At 59.0% G+C, this 19,057-nt stretch carries 14 protein-coding genes; 7 read left to right on the top strand and 7 right to left on the bottom strand.

Annotated features, from left to right (window positions below; translation table 11 throughout):
• The first annotated feature begins 24 nt into the window (after window positions 1-24).
• The 4 genes from BLT54_RS19260 (at window position 25) to BLT54_RS19275 (ending at window position 4,413) form a co-directional block, all read left to right on the top strand.
• Entirely contained in the window at window positions 25-816 is a 792-nt protein-coding gene (locus BLT54_RS19260) for a BrxR family transcriptional regulator (RefSeq protein ID WP_074646938.1), read from the top strand.
• A gap of 359 nt (window positions 817-1,175) precedes the next feature.
• A complete protein-coding gene (locus BLT54_RS19265; RefSeq protein ID WP_083351910.1) occupies window positions 1,176-2,390 on the top strand; it encodes an SIR2 family NAD-dependent protein deacylase in 1,215 nt (404 codons plus the stop codon).
• A complete protein-coding gene (locus BLT54_RS19270; protein WP_074646942.1) occupies window positions 2,387-4,204 on the top strand; it encodes an ATP-binding protein in 1,818 nt (605 codons plus the stop codon). Before BLT54_RS19265 ends, BLT54_RS19270 begins: the two co-directional genes overlap by 4 nt.
• Complete coding sequence (locus BLT54_RS19275) at window positions 4,204-4,413, top strand: KTSC domain-containing protein (RefSeq protein WP_065331067.1); 210 nt, start codon at window positions 4,204-4,206, stop codon at window positions 4,411-4,413. Before BLT54_RS19270 ends, BLT54_RS19275 begins: the two co-directional genes overlap by 1 nt.
• Window positions 4,414-4,523: 110 nt before the next feature.
• Here the strand turns inward: BLT54_RS19275 and BLT54_RS19280 are convergent, their stop codons facing one another.
• From BLT54_RS19280 to BLT54_RS19295, 5 genes are all read right to left on the bottom strand, one after another.
• On the bottom strand, window positions 4,524-6,437 hold the full coding sequence (locus BLT54_RS19280) for a type IV secretory system conjugative DNA transfer family protein (protein WP_074646984.1): 1,914 nt from the start codon (window positions 6,435-6,437) through the stop codon (window positions 4,524-4,526).
• A gap of 14 nt (window positions 6,438-6,451) precedes the next feature.
• A complete protein-coding gene (locus BLT54_RS19285) occupies window positions 6,452-8,374 on the bottom strand; it encodes a relaxase/mobilization nuclease domain-containing protein (RefSeq protein ID WP_074646944.1) in 1,923 nt (640 codons plus the stop codon).
• Window positions 8,367-8,987: a helix-turn-helix domain-containing protein gene (locus tag BLT54_RS19290; RefSeq protein WP_074646947.1), complete on the bottom strand. Its 621-nt coding sequence runs from the start codon at window positions 8,985-8,987 to the stop codon at window positions 8,367-8,369. The genes BLT54_RS19285 and BLT54_RS19290 overlap by 8 nt, the downstream gene beginning before the upstream one ends.
• Window positions 8,988-9,397: 410 nt before the next feature.
• On the bottom strand, window positions 9,398-9,574 hold the full coding sequence (locus BLT54_RS22670) for a hypothetical protein (RefSeq protein ID WP_176832925.1): 177 nt from the start codon (window positions 9,572-9,574) through the stop codon (window positions 9,398-9,400).
• A gap of 635 nt (window positions 9,575-10,209) precedes the next feature.
• Entirely contained in the window at window positions 10,210-10,548 is a 339-nt protein-coding gene (locus BLT54_RS19295; protein WP_068248363.1) for a DUF736 domain-containing protein, read from the bottom strand.
• A gap of 956 nt (window positions 10,549-11,504) precedes the next feature.
• Between BLT54_RS19295 and BLT54_RS19305 the strand changes: the two genes are divergently transcribed.
• The 3 genes from BLT54_RS19305 (at window position 11,505) to BLT54_RS19315 (ending at window position 17,264) form a co-directional block, all read left to right on the top strand.
• Window positions 11,505-13,025, top strand: a complete 1,521-nt coding sequence (locus tag BLT54_RS19305) for a Fic family protein (RefSeq protein ID WP_074646950.1) — start codon at window positions 11,505-11,507, stop codon at window positions 13,023-13,025.
• Between the two features lie 293 nt (window positions 13,026-13,318).
• Window positions 13,319-13,972 (top strand): hypothetical protein, encoded by a 654-nt coding sequence (locus BLT54_RS19310; protein ID WP_245708066.1) that lies wholly within the window; start codon window positions 13,319-13,321, stop codon window positions 13,970-13,972.
• On the top strand, window positions 13,965-17,264 hold the full coding sequence (locus BLT54_RS19315) for a DEAD/DEAH box helicase (RefSeq protein ID WP_074646955.1): 3,300 nt from the start codon (window positions 13,965-13,967) through the stop codon (window positions 17,262-17,264). The genes BLT54_RS19310 and BLT54_RS19315 overlap by 8 nt, the downstream gene beginning before the upstream one ends.
• On the opposite strand, the gene scpB is transcribed toward BLT54_RS19315, so the two are convergent.
• Window positions 17,261-17,875, bottom strand: coding sequence for an SMC-Scp complex subunit ScpB (gene scpB, locus BLT54_RS19320; RefSeq protein ID WP_074646957.1), 615 nt, complete (start codon window positions 17,873-17,875; stop codon window positions 17,261-17,263). The two genes, BLT54_RS19315 and scpB, sit on opposite strands and share 4 nt — an antisense overlap.
• Entirely contained in the window at window positions 17,872-18,816 is a 945-nt protein-coding gene (locus tag BLT54_RS19325; RefSeq protein ID WP_074646959.1) for a DUF1403 family protein, read from the bottom strand. The genes scpB and BLT54_RS19325 overlap by 4 nt, the downstream gene beginning before the upstream one ends.
• Window positions 18,817-19,057: the final 241 nt, after the last annotated feature.

The raw sequence follows: 19,057 nt of genomic DNA on the forward strand, positions 1-19,057 counted from the left end.
GCCGAGTCAAGTACTGCTTCGTGCATGACCCTAGAAGACCTCAAACACGCGCAACGCGAGCGAATTTTGTTCCTCGACCAATGCCTGACCTGGAGGGGTCAGGCGAACCGTCGTGACTTGATGGAACGATTCAATATCTCTATGGCACAGGCTGCCGTTGACTTTCGAACCTATCTCTCGCTGACGAATACGCCGCCAGTCTACGATGCTGGGGATAAGGCCTACTTCTCGACCGGCGACCACTGCGCATTGACTGATGCTGGCCCGAAACAAGTTTTCGAATTGCTCGATGGCAAGGCTGCATCGCTTGGCGCGAGCATCCCGCTTCCCACTCGCGTGATGGATTCCACCATCGTCGCACAGCTCTACCGCGCGATGAAGGGCGAACGAGACATCCAGATCACCTACACCTCGATGACAAGCGGCCTCTCCGACCCTCAGTGGATCAGTCCAGTTCAGTTTCATTTTGACGGAGAGGCAATTTATCTCCGCGCCTGGAGCTATAATCACGAAGCGTACCGCGATTATCTCCCAATACGAATAACGAAACAAACCCAGCTGGAAACGCGGGAGAGGCCTGCCTCTCTGCGATTTGACACGGACTGGAACAGCTTGGTGCGCTTGTGGATACGCCCGCGTTCAGATCTATCCGATGCACAAGCGCAGGCCGTCCGGCTGGAGTACGGCTTTGGCGACAAGACGCACCTACTGATCGAAACGCGTAAGGCGCTCGCATTTTATGTCGTAAGACGATGGCGCCTCGATGACGAAAAAGCTCGGCTAGAATTAGATAGGATGGAAGAATTGGGTGCTTAAAGTACGCCCTCAGCGAAAAGACTGCAAATTCAATGCCGAACAGGATGAGATAAAACAGTGGCCCTGTCTGCATCTGTACGCCAACATGAGCCTAATGAAACTGACATAGTAAGCTGGCATCTTAATTTCCGCATGACGGAGGCAAGGCATTTCGGCCTAGCGGGATACAGAACGCACGACAGACACGCCCCCTGCGCACACTATCCAAACTGCGCTGCTAACAAGCGCAACAAGCTTCAATGCGGTTGGAAAGCCGGAGCCTTTTCAGACGGCCGCCGTAGACGGGCGAGATCGAGCGTGAAATATTGAACCAAGTGCTAGATGCGAGGATGCAGAAGCAAGTGTTGAGGGAGCGCAAGTTGACTGTCAGTGTTCATAATCCCGATCAGTATATGGCGGCGCTTAGGACGATCGTCGCGCAGGGCCGGAAGCGGATCGGGCTGTTGGTTGGCGCTGGAGCTTCTGCCGGAATGGCAAAGCCCGATGGCACCTATCCGCTCATCCCGGCAGTTGCGGGGCTCACGGACCAAGTTCTCACGACACTTGCCCCAACCTATCAAAAACAGATTGATGGCCTGAAAGCCGAACTCGCGCAGCATGACATCGAGACGATCCTTTCGAGGATTCGCTCTCTGAGCCAAGTGATTGGTTCGTCGAAAGTCCACGATCTCGACGGCCCAGGCTTTGCGACCTTCGGAGAAGCGATCTGCTCCGAGATAGGCAAGATCGTGGACGTCCGATTGCCCGAGACTGAATCAGCATATGCAGATCTCGTGAATTGGATCACGGGCACAACGCGTGACTATCCCGTTGAAATCTTCACCACGAACTACGACTTGTTGTTCGAAGAAGCGTTCGAATCCGTACGAGCGCCGTACTTCGATGGCTTCACGGGTGGTCGCGAACCATTCTTCGACCCCGTCTCAGTGTCGCGCAGTGATCTTCCCGCGCGCTGGACGCGGCTATGGAAGCTCCATGGATCGCTCGGCTGGCGCGCTAGCTCTAAGGGCGAAGTAATTCGCACGGGCCAAAGCTCAGCAAGTCACCTCGTCTTCCCCGAACACCTGAAATACGATCAAACACAGAAAGCGCCCTACGCAGCGTTGCTCGATCGCCTTCGTACGTTCCTGCTCACCCCCGACACGCTACTCATTTCTATCGGATTTTCTTTTGCCGATGCACACATCGCGGCCCGAATAGATGAAGCGCTCGCAGCCAATCCATCCTCCAGCGTATTCGCATTCCAGTACAAGATTCTAGATGAAGAGGGTCCGGCGTGCGACCTCGCGCGCCGTCTGCCTAACTTTAGCGTCTATGCACGTGACCAGGCCAAGGTGAACGGCACGCGCGGCGCATGGAAAGCTCCGGCCGAACTTCCGAGCAAGGATTGGGGGCCGATAAGGTCAACCTACATGGACGACAAAGGAAACTTCACGCTCGGTGCAATAGAACCCTTTGCTCGCTTCTTCGCGGCATCACGATCGGTTCAAGCATTTCCGACACAACCGGACCTTGCAGCATTGGCAGCGGAGGCGCCACCACCGACAGCCGCCACCGCGTCGGAGGCCAAATGAACGCCCCTACTCTTCTCGGCCATGTCGGCTCTGTCGCCGGTTCGACCGTAAGTGTGCGTCAATTCGAGGGCGTTGCTTCGGGCATTGCGATCATCGGAGGACGAAGCTACCGGGTAGGTCAGGTCGGCAGCTTTGTGCGGATACCACAGGGGTATCATGATCTTTATGCTATCATATCAGAGGTCGGGGCAAGTGCGACACCGGTGACGCTAGTCGATGCGCTAGACCGCGGCGAACGATGGCTAACCGTTCAGCTCATTGGCGAGATTGTCGAGGCCTCGTTTGAGCGAGGCATCAGCCAGTATCCGAACGTGAACGATGAAGTGCATCTGGTCACAGAAGAGGATCTGGCCAAGATCTACGGTGCAGAGTTTTCCGGACAAGTGATAGTCGGGCGACTTGCTAACGCCGAGAGCATTCCGGTCCGCCTGGACCTCGACAAGCTAGTCACGCGCCATAGCGCAGTGCTTGGCTCTACCGGGTCGGGCAAGTCCACGACTGTCTCTAGCTTGTTGCGGTCAATCTCGGCGCCTGACGGAGCAGGCTTTCCGAACGCGCGCATCCTCTTACTCGATATCCACGGCGAATATGCCAGCGCGCTCGCCGACAACGCTGAGATTTTTCGGATCACACCCGGAGTCGGAGAGAAGCAGCTGGTCATTCCGTACTGGGCACTACGGCCGGCCGAAATACTCAACTTTCTGTGCGGGAAGTTGGATGATCGCGCAACGACCGCAATACTCGACAAGATCTTCGCAGCCAAAAGCGCGATTGCTCAAGCAGACAATTTGCCTGGTGTCGATCTGAATTCAATGACCTTCGACAGCCCTATTCCGTACAGCTTGCGAAACCTGTGGCTCGAGCTGATCGAACCAGAAGTTAAAACCTGGCTCGATCAGGCCAAGACACAACCGGCGATCATTCAGCCCGGCGACGCGACCACGCTTCGTCAACCAGCCTACCAGCCGCACACAACAACGAATTCAGCACCTTACCAGAACAACGTCGGTGTGCTCGGAATCCGCAAGCAGCTCGACCGAATGCGATCACGTATGCTCGATCGTCAGTTCGAGTTCCTGCTCAAGCCCGGTGAATGGGAGCCTGACCTGACGGGCCACGTAACGAATGACCTTCCATCCCTGCTCGAAAGCTGGATTGGCCACGAGAAAGCGATAACGGTGCTTGATCTGTCGGGTATTCCTAGCGCGGTTCTTCTAGATTTGATCGGGGCGATTCTGTCGATTATCTATGAAGCGCTCTTCTGGGGTCGCGAGCGCGATGAGGGCGGCCGAAAGCGGCCTCAACTCGTCGTTATGGAGGAAGCTCACCGGTATCTTGGTCGAGAATCCGACAACCCTGCGCGCGAAATGGTTCAGAGAATCGCGAAAGAGGGACGCAAGTTCGGTATTGGTGCAATGATCGTCAGCCAGCGTCCTTCGGAAATTGACGACACCATTCTCTCCCAGTGTGGGACTTTTGTCGCGTTGCGCCTCACCAATTCCACTGACCGCAGCAAGGTACAAGCCGCTTTGCCCGATAACCTGAGCGGTATCGCCGATAGCCTCTCGGTTCTAAGGACCGGCGAAGCAATAATAACCGGCGAGGCTGCACGGCTTCCAGTGCGCTGCCGCGTCACTCTCCCACCCAAAGACCGTCGTCCAAACAGCGAAGATCCGCTTGTAGCGGACAGCTGGAAGCGCCCCAGGGGCCCTGAAAACTATGATGAGCTTGTCGCGGTATGGCGTGCCCAGGACCCAAAGTGGAAGCCACCAGAAGTGGGCGAGAACGAAGACGAGAACGAGGGAGGAATTTGATGGAACGACAGCCAGTAACTTCCAGCAACTTGGCTGAGGTCGGGTATGACCCTGAATTAGAGACGCTCGAGGTCCAATTCAGGCATGGCGGCGTTTATCAGTATTTCAACGTGCCTGCCTTCATGTACGAGCGTCTCATGTCCGCCGACTCACTAGGTCGTTTTTTCAACGCGGAAATAAAGGGGCACTACCCCGAGGCGAAGATCTAGCGTGCTGCGTTGAAATGACTTTGAAGTTTTCAAGCCGCATTGAGATGCATCTCAAGCGCGCTTGTCTCCAATCAGTCCCAAGGGCAAAGCTGCCTACAAGATTGTCGCGCTCACCCACCCAACAACTCCTCAATGAAATCCTCCTGCCGGTCGAGCGCCGCCTCCCATTCCTTGGGCACGTTCGCTTCCCGCTCGAGCGTCTCTGGCTCTGGTTGCCCACGCCCGGCCTCCATCGTCCTCAAGCTCATCGCGCGCGCTTCGCGGCGGTGCGAGCGATCCCGGACTGGCGCGCGTTCGGTTGGCTTCAACGGCTCATCAGCACTTGCCTCGTCACTACCGTCGCTGTCCCACGGCCCCACGCCCTGCACACTCGGGGGATAGGGGAAGGGCTTTCCCTCCTGGCGCGCCAACATCTCCTTGAAGAACGGATCGTCGTAATATTTGATCCGGCTCGCCTTGATCGGATGCTGCGGCGAGGCGAGGATAATGACCTCGTCGGGGTCCATCAGGCGCGCTTCGGTCTCGGAAAGCAATGGCCGCTCTTCCAGACGCGCCGAGCTCGAGGTCGCCCCGAGGAAGCCCTTGTTCCGGCCATACATCCGGGTAACCGCCTCGCGGGTGGTGCTGCCGACCGCAGCGGAGACTTCCTTCACGGTGCGCTGATCGCGAGGCGTGATGTAAAGCTTCAGCCCCGCCCCGTTCTCAAGGCTTTCGCGGCCCTCGGGCCCGTAAATCCGGTCGAGCGAGGCCAGCGACTGCGCAATCATCGCGACACGACCGCCATAGCTTGCCAGCGAATGGATCGCGCGTTCGAGATAGGGCATCGCTCCCATTTGCTGGAACTCGTCGATCATCATCATGACGGGCCAGGGCTCGTCCGGACCCGGCTCATTCAGGCGGATCGAGGCAATGAGATCGGCGAACATCAGGCGTAGGAGCGGGGCGAGAGTCGCGATGTGATCCTCGGAGACGGCGATGTAGAGCGACTGCGGTTGCTTCCGAAAAGTCGAGAAATCAAAATCGCTCGCCTCGGTGGCCGAGCGTACCGCCGGGTTGTCCCACTGTTTGAGACCGGCGGTCATCAGCGCCTGGATGTTTGAGGTCAGCAGCCGCGACGAGGCGCTCGCGGCATTGGTCCAGAGCTCGCGCAGGATGTCCTCCTCGGCCTCGTCGGCATAGGTCTTGTATTGCGCGTTCTTGTATTCGCCCCCGGCGACGATCTTGTTGACCTCACCAAGATTCGGCGTGCCGCGCTGGATCGCCAGCAGACAAGCGGCAACAAAGATCGACTTGCCCGCCTCGGAGAAGGTGTCGAGTTGCTTGTTGTCCTTGTCGAGAAAGAGGTCGGCCAGGATCGAGACCTCAGTGAAGCGCTGTGCGAAGCTCGGGGCCTTGGCGATCCGCGCCAGCGGATTGTAGCGATGCGTGGCATTGGCCCAGTCGAAGGGGCTGAAGCGATAGACCTCGTCGCCGTTCAGCGCCCGGAGCCGTGCGGTCTTCTCGAAGTTCTCGCCCTTCACATCGAGCACCACGACCGAGCCCGCGAAACTCAGAAGGTTCGGGATCACGAAGCCAACGCCCTTACCGGCCCGCGTGGGCGCGACCATCATCACATGCGGGATGGTGGTCGAGGAGATGAACTCAGCTTTGGACGTCGGGGCTCCGAGCTTGCCGCAGACGAAACCTTTGCCCGGAGCCTGCAGCATGTCGTTCTTCTTTAGCTCCGCCTTTGTCTGCCAGTGCGCCGAGCCGTAATCGTCCCGCTCCTTCTTCCAGGTCCAGGCCAGCGCCAGGGCGCCGAGGCCGAAAGCCCCGAAGCCGACAGCGCCAAACCCCACTTTGAAGGCCTCGGGGTGCGCCGCGCGGGTGCCGGCGCTGGCCTTCCAGAGCGCCAACATGTCGAAGCTTTGAAACCCGGATTTCAGGGCCAGGGTCAGGTAGAAGGCGGCGATGATCGTGCCGATGACAGCACCGCAGATCACGCCGAAGAGGAGCGCAGCCCAGAGGGGAAGTGTCTTGGTCATGGTGGTCATCCCCCTCAGAATTCCATCTCGTCATCGAGACCGCGGTCGCGACCAAGATCGCGGCCCAGCTCCTCCTGCTGGCCACGCATCCGCGCCACTTCGGTCGCCTTGTCCTGCTGCAACCCGGCAGCGCGGTCGGTGAAGACCTGATCGCCGGTCTCCTCAAAGGTCATCTCGAGGAATTCCTGCGTGACGGTGATCTGGTCGAGCTTGCTCGGCAGGGCCGCATCCAGCACTTCGTAGTTGCCACGGCGTAGCTCGGCCAAGCCCTCTTCGCCCAGCTCCTTGAAAAGCTCGGATTGCAGGGTCCGCTCGACCACCTCTTCCTGTTCTTCGGTGAGCTTGCCATCCCGCAACATGTCGGCGAGGTCCTGCAGGTAGGGATTGGGCGTCCGGTCGTCCTCGTCGATGAGAGGCAAGGTCGCCTCCTCCTCGTCCGCGAGGGTCCGGCCGATCTCGACGCCCATCTCCTTCGCGCGTTCCATAAGCGCGTCCATCACCCCGTCGACCTTCTCGAGCGCGACATCCAGTTGGTCGTCATTGGCCGTCTCAACGCTGAGGCCATCCTTCGCCAGCACCGCGTTCATGTCCCGCTCGACCCAGTCCTGTGCCATGCCGTAGTTCCGCGTGCCACCCGCCGCGATCCGGGCCACCAGCTCTTCGCTGTCCATGCCTGCCTCTTCGGCGCGCTCGAGCAAGTCACGCAGCCCTTCATCATTGCCAGCCTGAAGTGCCGCGATCAGCACCTCGCTGCCCGCCCCCGGCGGATAGGGTTCTTCAAGCTGCTTGCCGAAGCGCGCGCGCAACTCCGGGTCGGGCACCATCTGCGAGAGATCCGCGATGATCGGCGCGGCCTTCGCCTCGAAGGCGGCCCGCTCGGCCGGGTCCAGTTCCTCGGCCTTGAGCCTCAACGCCTCGATCGTGCGCTCGGAATAGTCGATCGCGTCACCGACGGTCTTGATGTCCTTCATGTCTATCTCTCCTTCGGTGAAATTCCACGGCGTGCCCGAACCAAGCCCGTCCGCCATGCCGCGCACGGCACGCGCCATGTGGCGTTGGTCCATCCGGTCCAGCAGGTCGGCGAGGTTCTTGTAGTCCTTGGCGAAGCCCACCACCTGCGCCTGCGCAATGGCGGATTCCTGGGCCGTCATAACGATCTCGCGCGGCAGGCGGGCCTCTTCCTTGGCGCGGTAGATCTCCTCGATCCCGGCGGGTTTCTCGAAAATGCCGCGCTCGAGCCGGGTGGTGGCATCAAGCATCACGCCATAGCGTTCCGCGATCTCAGCCTGCTTCTCGCGCATCAGCTGCGGCGACATTACACCCTCAGCCCAGCAGGAAAACCAGGTGCCCTTCTCGACGCCGCGGTTGTTCAGGATGATATGGGCGTGCTTGTGCGCCCGGTCGTCATGAACCGCGAGCACATAGTCCCACTGATCGCCGTACTCGCCGCTCTCGAAGAAATGCTCCGTCCAGTCCATCGCGATGTCGCGCACCTGATCGACCGTCACGTCGGTCGGGAAGGACAGGAGCATGTGCGAGGTGAAACCGAGCTTGGTCGAGCCGCGCCAGGTCCCTGCCCAGTCCTCGATAATGTCCTCTTTCTGCTCCTCAGAAAGCACCGCGGCATCGGTCAGGGCATTGGTCATCGTCGAGTAGGTGTAGACAGCCTTGTCGTTGATGTAGGAAATCTGCGCCCCGAGCGAAGCACGCGTCTTGCAGCCTCCGGCCCGGATCCGTTTGAAGACCGCCGCCCGGCTCTGACCCGACGCTGCCTTCAGCGCGTTGCGCGCCGACATGGATCCGACATGCGCGAAGCTCCGCCCCTGCCGACGCCCCGCCAGCCGCGCGTCGATCCGCGCCGCGGCCTGACCCCGGATGCGCTCATCTTCCCAGAGCCGCCCCATGACCGAGGTATAGAGGGCGAGCGGATCAGCCATTTCTTACAAGCCTCAATCCGCGTTCGATCGCGCGCGGGTCCTCCTCCAGAACCGCGCTCTCCGCCCCCTGCCCTCCTTCCTTTTGCGGCCACTCCTGATGACGAAGCACCTGCGCCGCATCCTTCATCCGGCCCATCTCACGGCTCATCGACTGCGCCAGATCGAGCAACTCGATCAGCACCGCCCGGTCCGCCTCCGAGACCTCCAGCCGACCGCGATGGACCGCCTTGGCGAGCACCAGTCCGGTGTCGCTCACGTCCCTCGCCTGACGCCATGCGGCGCAGAATTCGGCGACCAGATCGCGGGGGACATCAAGGAATCCGCAGCGACCGCGCAGCACCGCATTGAGTGCCTGAGACCGGTTGGCATAGCCCCGCGCGCGCCACTCCGCATCGAAGGCGTCCAGCTCGGATCGGCTGGCCCTGAACGCCACTGTCTCGCTCGGATCGCGCACCGTGATCCCCTCGCCCGCCCCCTCTTTCGCGAGCCGGTTCACATGACGCGGAGAGATGCCAAATGCCGCCGCCAGGTCCCGCGCGCTTTCGCCCGCTGCAAAGCGCCGCGCGACTTCGATGCGCTCTTCAAGCTTCAGGTTTTTCGCTGGCCTCGGCACAGGTCAGACCCCTCGGACAAAATGTGCAAACATTGGCCATATCCTGCCAACGTCTTCTTTCTCTCCTTCGTTTATACTTCAATACATCACATTGCGCAATATTACGTTTTGCATTTTGTGTCTTTTTGCTGGCAATATGGTGCAGTCAAGACTGCTCCGCAGCGCAACATGGAACGGGTCCCGCCCTCATCGATGCAGGACAGCCAGGTCGAAAAAGCTTCCGAAACTTGTGTTCAAGACGCACGCGACGAAAGGCAACCCAACGCTCGAGCCGGTCACGGATAGGGCGCTCCGAACGCGAAAATGGCCCGCGCTGGATGGCGCGGGTCGCACCCTCTGCGAGCGTCACGATGCTTCTGAGTGTCGACGTCAGCCCCCTGCGGATCCGAAGACCCGCAGGGGTGTCTGGGTCAGTGACCCAGTCCCTGATTGCGCAGATCGTCGTAGCGGCTGCGGGCGATCAGCGCCTCGGTCTCGAGGCTGTCGAGGGTCTCGGGATGGGCGTCTTCATCGAAGGCGGCGAGGTAGGCATCGAAGGCCATGTCGGCTTGCAGTTCGGCGAGGTCGATGGATTGTTCGAGTGTCATGGTGTGATCCTTTCCGTTGATTGTCGTTGGACGGATCGTGGAAAAGGTCGGGGGCTTGAGAGCGGGCTGCACCCGGCACGGGGCGGAATGAAATGGAGCACGCCGGGGGCAGGTTTGTTGTGAGCGGTGCACTGCAGCGCTCAAGGCGCAAGCCGTCCAGAAACCTGCCCCCGGCGTTGCCAACCGCTCGACCCCGGGCTAGCGATCTCTAAGGCCAACAGGTCGACGGAAAGGCGCGCGGCGGTGATCCTAACGTGAGACGTTGCCCCGGGATGCATGACGATGATTTGCGATTTCCACCCTCGCGGCAAAGGGTGAGTTTGCCACCCCTGGGCGCATCGCCTAGACGACCGTGACGCAGGTTGCTCGACTGAGAGATGGGGGGCGCTTACCTCGCTCAGCGGGCTGCCAGCTCTCCCTGCGGACATTCGGTTCCGACTCGGGTTCGCGCGATGCACGTTGTCACTGAACAGAAAGATCGAAGCCGCGTCAGCGGCCTATCCAGACTGACTGTCCCCTTGTGCGTCCGCGTCCGAAATATGCCGTGTTCTTCGGACATCAGCTTTTTGGCCCGCCCATCAGGCGCACCCAAGAACGAGAAATAGCCAGACCGCCGAAGCGGTCTGGCCTTTGGCTTAGGCGGCGTCCTTGGGCCCCCAGGGGATGATGGCCTGAAGGGACAGGTCGTCCTGGTTCGCGGCCTTGCCGAGGTTGGCGTTGAAGCCGTGATCGCGGATGGTCAGCGTGTAGTAGTCGGCGCCGGTCTCCTTGTTCTGCTTCTTCCAGATACCGCCGCATTCGACCAGCTTGCCGCGCGGGGAGCGGCCGAGGACGCGGTGCGTGGGGGCCATCGGGTTGGTGCTCGCGACGGGTTCGACCGTGATGTCGAGATCGAAGGTCAGGGTCGAGATGGAGCCGACGCCCTTGGCGGTTTCGATGTCGGCGCTGGTGAATTTGATGCAGTTCGTGGTCATTGCTCTTCTCCTTGTTTGCGTTGCAATGATGGTCACCTTGCAGCTGGCCAAGGCCTGGCCACACCGAAGGCGAAGCGCAGCGGAGAGGGGCAGGCGCCGGTCTTTTTGGTGCGCGAGGAATGACCCGCAGGGTCAGGGGAAAAAAATCGGCGACAACCTTTGTGGACGGGACGACAGCTGCGACCAGCATGTCATGCAACTCAGACAAAAGGAGAAGTGCGGTGGCCACGAAGGAAACTGGGAGAACAGCCGAAAGAGAGAAATGCCTGTGGTGGCGATATTTCTGCCCTCTCGCTCCGAGCCGAATCCCGACCAGTCAGAGCTTTGCTGACCCTGCCTCACGTGCCACGACGGCTGGTTTCCGTGGCAACCCGATGTGTGTTGTCTGGAAGCGCAGCATGGAGAACGTCGAAGCTTCGACAACCTGTTCGGATCACCGGGATTTCGAACTGACCCTCTACGGCAACCCGATAGCTTGGGTTTGCACAGCACGACCATCACCGGCCTTCTGCCAGCTTCGGTCAATGCAATCCGGCGGTCGTCGGACATCGTTTGCGACCCATGATCGCGGCGCGGAGCTGCGTATCCGGCAAAGCGAGGACCAACAGCGGCCGAGACGCGAGGTACGTGATCACTGATGTCACACGCCCGCCCCAGCGACCGTTACCGAATGGCCGAGATGAAGCGTTACCACGACCATGCGACGGCTGGCCGGGCTGGCTCCGGAGGAGACGGCATGGCCAGCGGCACGTCGCAGGGAGAGGCGGCGGTTCAGCTCGGGGAGGGCGGCTGCGCGCAGCCGACCGAGTGGGGCGCGGTCCTGACCAAAGGGCAGGAGGGGCCAATAACACTAAAACCTAAGATTTGCGCATCACAAAACCCTAAAGATCGTTCGACACATACACCTAAATCATGTACGACGCTAAAACCTAAATCTCGAACGGAGCCGAATAATTATGCCGAGTGCCGCAGAGAAGCTTGCAAGCTCCTTGGAAGAGCTCGAGACACTACAGTCTGGTGGTTCGATTGCCATTCGCTCCAAAGACATGTCACGCACTCACCGCGAACGGCTGCTGAAGGCAGGCTTCCTGAAGGAAGTCATGAAGGGCTGGTACATCCCATCACGCCCCGATGAAAACGCCGGTGAGAGCACAGCATGGTACACATCGTTTTGGGGATTCTGCGCACAATACCTGTCAGATCGGTTTGGCACTGACTGGTCTCTGTCTCCTGAACAGTCCCTCATCATACATGCTGGAAACACGACAGTTCCTGCTCAGCTATTGGTAAGAGCGGTCAAGGGCGGAAACTCTAAGACCGATCTGCCCCACAACACGTCGCTTTTTGAGACGCGCGCAACGATCGCGTCAGATGGGGCGCTCGAAATCGTCGACAATTTACGCCTATTCTCCGTCGAGGATGCCCTAATCCTCGTTCCCGAGGTCTTCTTCCAAAACCATCCGACAGAAGCGCGCACTGTGCTTGCTATGATGCCGGATGCCTCACGGCTGCTTGGCAAGCTGTTGGACGGGGGGCACACGCGAGCGGCCGGCAGGCTTGCTGGTGCTTTTAGAAGCATCGGGTCCGAAAAGGTCGCAGACGAAATTCTTGCGGCGATGAAAGCCGCTTCGCATGACGTTCGCGAGATCAACCCCTTTGAGCAGTCGATTCTTGTGCCAAACGCCGGGCGGATCACCTCGCCCCACGTGCATCGCATCCGCTTGAAGTGGGAGAGCATGCGCGACGATGTTATTGATCTCTTTCCAAAGGCCCAACCCATCACCAATGACATCGACGCCTATCTCAAGCAGATCGACGAAATCTATGTCACGGATGCGTATCATTCGCTCTCCATTGAGGGCTATCGTGTCTCGCCGGAACTGATTGACAAAGTGCGTTCGGGGACCTGGACCCCAGAAACAGATGAGCAAGACCGAGCGCTGAAAGACGCCCTTGCAGCGCGTGGATATTGGGAAGCATTTCAGAGAGTGAAGGAAAGCATTCGGGCAGTTCTGGAAGGTGCTGACGCGGGTGAGGTTGTTGAGCGCGATCTGAGTGATTGGTATCGCAACCTATTCGCAACGTCTGTCACAGCGGGCATCCTGAAGGCCTCTCAACTTGCAGGCTACCGATCGTCCCCTGTGTACATTCGGCAATCCCAGCATGTCCCAATGAGTCCTGAGGCAGTTCGAGACTGCATGCCGGTCTTCTTCGACCTACTCAAGGCGGAAGATGACCCGACTGTTCGGATCGTCCTTGGACATTTCATCTTCGTATTTATCCATCCGTTCCTGGACGGGAACGGTCGAATAGCGCGCTTTCTGATGAACGTCATGATGGCCGCTGCCGGGCAACCATGGACAGTCATCAAGCTCGAACAGCGCGCGGCTTACATGGCCGCTTTAGAGACAGCGAGCGTGAGGGAAGATATTCGACCGTTTGCAGCTTTTCTGGCCGAGACAAGGGCAGCGCAATGACAAATAAATATGTTCTGGTCATGGGAAGCGCCAATGACGCCGAACGCCAGCCATTCAAGTTCTACATTTGAGCGAGTCCGACGATGAGAAACACTCATTCTGCAGCTACCGTTAAGACGCCAAGCCTGATCGACATCGCTGAGTTGCGCGTCTAGCTCATGCCAGTAACCCTAACCCCAATACGGCAGAAAGATTGTTGGTCGGGCTCCACTTGGACGATTGAGGACGAGGACCAGCTTGCTGAGCTCCTGGCCCGCGTCGCAATAGGTCAGTCGCGAACAGTGGAGCGCATATTGCGCGCCACAGGCGATTTGCCCGCGCGCTATCCCAAAGGCGGTTTCGAAGGTGCGCGAAAGCTTTTGACCGTCGGCACTGGCGACAAGACCTACCATCGGGATGGTTGGTTTTTTCAGGTCATTGCGTGGATCGCCGCTCACCGTTTCGACGATGAGGCTCTCATACGGGCTCCACAGATGATTAAAGCGGACAAAGGGTTGGATGGCCTCATTATTGAGTTCGACAGCGACGGCATTGCCCATGTTGTCATCTGCGAAGAGAAGGCGACCAAGAACCCTCGGAACCAAGTTAAATCAAAGGTCTGGCCGGAGTTTGAGCAGTTTGAAACAGGCGGACGAGACAACGAACTCATTGCGTCGGTAACTTCGCTACTTGAGGTATCCAGAGACCCAGACCCCGACGGGACTGTTGCCGATATTCTATGGAATGAAAAACGGGCATACCGCGTGGCGGTGACCGTTGGTGGCAAATATGCATCGGCAAAGGGACGCAAGGGCTTGTTCAAAGGGTATGAGAAGTCTGTACTGGGTGACGTAGCACGCCGGCGCGCCGAAACCTTAGTTTTGGAAGACGTTCGCGACTGGATAGATTGTGTAGCGGAGAAAGCGCTCGTCAAGATCGACAGTGCGGAGGCGGCAGCCAATGTATGATCCCGCAACGTCCGAACTCATCAGGTCCACCCCAGACTTGCCCGACCTGGACCGCGAAGGTTTGCCTGACCGACTTGCACGTGCTTTCGCCGAGATCGTATCGGCAAGGGTACTGCTTCGCGAGAGTGAAAATGGGGAAGAGCTTCTCGAGGACACAATTCGATTTGCACGCCGGTTGGCGCAGACCAATGAAGCATTGGTAGCCATTAATCCCGATAGAGAAAACCGGGCAGCGGCAGGCTTTGTTGCCGCAACGGCTTATCAGTTGGTTCATCAAGCGATCGCTCTACGGGACTCGGACCAGCCAGTTTCATTTGTATCGCCGAATGCGATCAGTCCGGATGTTTCGGCAATGCTTCTGTTCTTGGTAGCCGGGGCATCGGCGGATGCTGCTGAGGTGGCAGACTCTATCCGCATCCCGAGCGGCGATTGGCTGCAGTCGGAACTGATTCTTCACTTGATCATGCTCGCAAAAGGACAAGTTGGTCGTATTCGGAATCGAAAGCGACCGCCCCAAGACCGACTCGTCTCGGGTACCGGTGGCGAGCGAGCCAATGCAGCGCTCTACTATCGACTCTTGCGAGGTGTGCGAGCCTTGGCCTTCGTGCTGCAAGGGCGTCGAGTGAGCGGGATGGTCGATCCAATTGCAGTCTTCTCTGAAGTAAAGTCGCTCGCCGCCGGCGCATCAGATCTGGAGGATACATTCCCCGAAGGGGCAATCGCTGTCTTTCCCGGACCGTTCCATTTGGCCAGTCTCTTGATCGCTGCAGGCTCTGCCCTGATGGAAAGCGCCGTCGTCAACCTACCGCCTCCGGATGGCGTACCTGAGGATCGTTGGACCGAGGCCATGAAAACGGTTGCCGAGACGCGCCCGTATCTGTGGCGTAATCACAAGGACGCCGTCGCCCAAGGGTACCTCAAGATTGGCACATCTGCTGCGATAGGGTTCCCCACTGGGGCCGGGAAGTCGACGACCGCACAACTCAAAATTCATGCAACTTTGTTATCCGGGCGCAAGGCGGTATTCCTAGCTCCTACGCACGCTCTCGTTGATCAGACAGCACGGGACCTGCGCGGTGCATTTCCGCGGGCAACCGTTCGCGGTGAACGTATGGACGAATTCGGGTTTTCTGGGGATAGCGACGAGTTGCCGGACGTCATGGTGATGACTCCAGAAGCCTGTCTCCTTACCAGTCATATGGAACCAGAGCGGTTTGATGACGTCGGTCTTTTGATCTTCGATGAATGTCATCTGATGCATCCGAGCACTGACGGAGACCGGAGAGCAATCGACGCGATGCTATGCATCTTGGGGTTTACCCGCGTTGTACCGGACGCCGATATCGTCCTGATGTCGGCTATGATGAAGAACACATATGAACTGAGCGGTTGGCTGGCGGAGCTGACAGGTAGAAACTCACTTGCTCTCGACAATGCATGGAAACCAACCCGGCAACTAAGGGGATGCGTCGTTTACGATGAAAAGAGACTTGCTGACCTGCGAAAACTCTTGCGGAATGCTCGCGCAAAAAGCTCCACTGCGGGGGTTCCTGCTGCGGTAAAGCGCAAGCTGACGGCAAAACCAAACGCGTTCTTCAGCGTGAAGCAGACATGGGCGTCACAGGTTCGCCGCGACTATGCTCTTGTACCACTCTTGAACGAAGCACTTCAGCTTTCGACAAACAAGTTCTGGAAAGTGACGCCTAACTCCGGTGTCGTTGCATCTTCAGTCGCTGCTGCAGCCGCTGGAGCAGGGCTACGAACTCTCGTCTTTTCTCAATCCATACCGAATGCCTTTTCTATATCAGAAAAGGCTGGGGCAGCACTTGATGAGTGTAGTGTCGAACTGACTGAAACTGAGCAGCGTCTGTATGAGATTTCCGTCGATGAAATGGGTGGTGCTGATCAGCTGTACTTGACTCTAGTGGATGGAAAATTGGCATCCCAGGCTGCGACCCACCATGGACAATTGCTTCCTGAGGAGCGCCAATTGGTGGAGGCACTGTACAAGCGCCAGGGTACGTTGGCGGTGCTCGCAGCAACCCCGACGCTCGGCCAGGGTATGAACTTGCCTGCGGACCTGGTCATCATTGCGGAGGACAGCCAGTTCGACGCATCTTCCGGTCGGAAGGACCTTTTGAATCCAGAGGACCTGCTGAACGCAGCCGGCCGTGCCGGGCGGGCCGGTGAAAGCGCAACCGGTATCGTTCTAGTCATTCCAGGCCAGGTCGTTGGCCTGGACGATGCAGAGAACAGGATCGGTTCAAGATGGAGTAGGCTGCGAGACATATTTGGGCAAACCGATCAGTGTTTGGTATTGGACGATCCATTCACGGCCCTGATGGACCGCATCCACGACAGCGCAACAGACATCGGTGACCTGGAGCGCTACGTCGTCGCGCGCTTGGCTGAAACTGATCAAGGCGACGATGGAAAAGTGGACATACGACTTGGCCTCGCTAGGAGCTTCGCGGCTTATCGTAAACGTCAAGATGCGGATGAAGACTGGGTTGAGAGCAGAACCTCCGCAGCCCTTTCACTGCTGAAGAGTGATGACGGAGACTTGCCCGTCGAGCAGCTGTCTTTGCGCAACACTGCATCCATGTTGGGGTTGCCGGAGGATATCCTGGACGACATGTCAAAGGCGCTCGACATGCACGGTTTTCGAAACTTCGAAACAGTCGACAGCCTGTGCGATTGGGTCTTTGAGTGGCTGATGGTTAGACCGCAATACCTCGTTCGCTTGGTTAAGTTGGAAAACCTAGAGTATCTCTTCGGAACGGAAATCAAGAAGCTCAAAGATGATCGTTCCCGTGCATCCTTTTCTCTTCCGAAGCTTCGCGCAGCCTTGCAGGACTGGATGAACGGCGCACCTCTCATGCAAATTCAGAAGCGGCTTTCAGACAAAACACGCGACAAAAAACGTTCTACCAGTGCCCGAAAATTCGTGATTAGGCTTGTTCCTGATCTCGCCCATCTTATGGGGGCGCCGCTTCAAATCCTTCAGGGTCATGTCAACGTGCATTCCGAGGAAAAGACGGAACCGTGTACAGCGATGGCGTTCGCCAATCGTTGCGTGAGGCGGGGATTTTCAAATGCTGAGATGGCCTCGTTTGGATCATTTATGTGGTCAGCCAAATGGTCGCGGCGTGAAGTCCATCGACAATTCGCAGATATCGTACCCTATCTCAAACCGGCTGCGGTCGGTGAATCTCAAGAGGCATTGGAAGCACGCGTGGAGTCCGCTTCTGAAAGCGAACTAAATAATCGAGATCTGGACGACCTCATCTAACCAGCAAGATTGGACGGCTCGACAACTTCCAGCTCCGGCAGATCCCGCAGGCTCTGCAGATCGAAGGTCACCAGGAAGGTCTCCGTGGTTACGAAGGTATGCGGCGCGCCCGGCCGCGGCGAGCGCGGTCCGCTGGCGATCAGGTCCTTGTAGCGCAGCCGGGCCAACAGGTCGCGGCTGACCTCCTTGCCGAAGATGTCGGCCAGGCCCGCCCGGTCGATCGGCTGATGATAGGCGATGGCGCAAAGTACACCCATCTCCATCTCGGTGAAGGTCAACGACTGCTCGCCAAGATCGGCCGCCGCCTTGATCGCGTCCGCGAACTGCGTCCTCGTTCGGAACATCCAACCGCCGGCCACCTGCGCGAGTTCGTAGGGACGACCGGTCAGCTCGGCCTGGATGTCGTCGATCACCATCTCGACCGAGGCTCCCTGCCCCACCACGCGGGCCAGCTCGTCGCGGCCGACCGGCGACGCACTGGCGAAGAGCACCGCCTCGACCCGACCCATCCATTCGCGCCAGCGGAGCTCCTGCGGGAGGTCGTCGAGCTCCCGGTCAAAGACAGCGCCGCCCTCCTCCGCCGGTTTCCGTTTCCTGGTCGTGGTCGTCATGATGCGATCCCGTAGAGCCGGAAGGTCGGTCGTCCAGTCAGTTCCCGCGCAACTCCGAGCTCGACCAGCCGGTCGCAAAACCGCCGCGCGGCGCGGTCAGTCATGGGGATCGAGGTGCCGCGAATGCAAGGAGACAGCATCGACGCAGGCGCCACGGCATCCTCGGTCAGGAACAGCGCGACCGCCGCGTCCGACCCTTTGGCCCGTAGCTTCGGCGCAACGGCGCGAAGGGTCTCGGCGCGTCGGGCCAGATCCCGCGCCACCCGGATCGACTCTTCGATAGCCTCGAGGACCCGCACCTCGACTGCCAGATCGGCCCCCTGCCCTTCTGCAGTCAGGTCGCGCAGAACGGCCTTTGTCAAACGCTGCGCAGTCACGGGCAGCACCTGCTTCCAGTTCAGCGCCCGCGCAAGGACGACGTCCGAGAACAGGCAGGCGGTGCGCTCTGCCCGGTCGTCGGCCTCGAGCACGGCGCCCAGGGCTGCGACGCAACCCGACAACGGACCATGGGTCCGTGCGCGTTCCAATCCCACGTCAAGCCAGACACCCACCTCGCCCGCATACTCCGCTCCAACCAAGTCAGCGATCTCACCCGGGCGCGCCCGCAAACTCTCGCGCCAGAACACCAGAAGATCGCCGTCGGGCCCCCGCGCCTCGCCGGGTAGCGTCAGATGGTAGGCGTCGCGGATATCGGCCTCCCGCGCCAGGCGACCTTCCAGTTTCGAGGTGGCGGTTGCGGCTCTCAGCGCCAGTCGATTGGCGAGCAGCTTCACCGGCACGCCATACCGCGGATCGGAAACCAGCTGATCGAGCACCGTCAGCGCGGCTCCCGACCGAAAGGCCACAGTTTCAAGGGTTTCGACACGACCGGAGGTGACCCAGCCGGGTAGCTGCGGTAGGGTGCTCAGGTCGTCAGAGATGGTGGCGGGCTGATATGTCATGCTACTACACTAGTCTCGCGCGGCGCTTTCGTCCACAATATGATGTGCAAACCGCCCCACCTTATATCTCGTCTATATGTCCAATAAGTTTGCATTATCGGACACACGGAAATACGCTACGATACAGTCTCAATATGAACGGGTTCTTTGTCGGATGGCCGGAATTCATGAGATTCAAGCACTTCCCTGAAAAGCGAGTCGGGGTTCATGAGATTCTGTACCGGTATTTATGAGACTGGAT

Source organism: Celeribacter baekdonensis (assembly GCF_900102315.1).
Classification (GTDB): domain Bacteria; phylum Pseudomonadota; class Alphaproteobacteria; order Rhodobacterales; family Rhodobacteraceae; genus Celeribacter; species Celeribacter baekdonensis.

What these genes read in the sequence shown, in the direction of transcription:
- BLT54_RS19270 (WP_074646942.1), top strand. Translation starts at nt 2,387, where the DNA reads ATGAACGCCCCTACTCTTCTCGGCCATGTCGGCTCTGTCGCCGGTTCG.
- BLT54_RS19305 (WP_074646950.1), top strand. Translation starts at nt 11,505, where the DNA reads ATGCCGAGTGCCGCAGAGAAGCTTGCAAGCTCCTTGGAAGAGCTCGAG.
- BLT54_RS19275 (WP_065331067.1), top strand. Translation starts at nt 4,204, where the DNA reads ATGGAACGACAGCCAGTAACTTCCAGCAACTTGGCTGAGGTCGGGTAT.
- BLT54_RS19325 (WP_074646959.1), bottom strand. Translation starts at nt 18,816, where the DNA reads ATGACATATCAGCCCGCCACCATCTCTGACGACCTGAGCACCCTACCG.
- BLT54_RS19285 (WP_074646944.1), bottom strand. Translation starts at nt 8,374, where the DNA reads ATGGCTGATCCGCTCGCCCTCTATACCTCGGTCATGGGGCGGCTCTGG.
- BLT54_RS22670 (WP_176832925.1), bottom strand. Translation starts at nt 9,574, where the DNA reads ATGACACTCGAACAATCCATCGACCTCGCCGAACTGCAAGCCGACATG.
- scpB (WP_074646957.1), bottom strand. Translation starts at nt 17,875, where the DNA reads ATGACGACCACGACCAGGAAACGGAAACCGGCGGAGGAGGGCGGCGCT.
- BLT54_RS19280 (WP_074646984.1), bottom strand. Translation starts at nt 6,437, where the DNA reads ATGACCAAGACACTTCCCCTCTGGGCTGCGCTCCTCTTCGGCGTGATC.
- BLT54_RS19260 (WP_074646938.1), top strand. Translation starts at nt 25, where the DNA reads ATGACCCTAGAAGACCTCAAACACGCGCAACGCGAGCGAATTTTGTTC.
- BLT54_RS19295 (WP_068248363.1), bottom strand. Translation starts at nt 10,548, where the DNA reads ATGACCACGAACTGCATCAAATTCACCAGCGCCGACATCGAAACCGCC.
- BLT54_RS19315 (WP_074646955.1), top strand. Translation starts at nt 13,965, where the DNA reads ATGTATGATCCCGCAACGTCCGAACTCATCAGGTCCACCCCAGACTTG.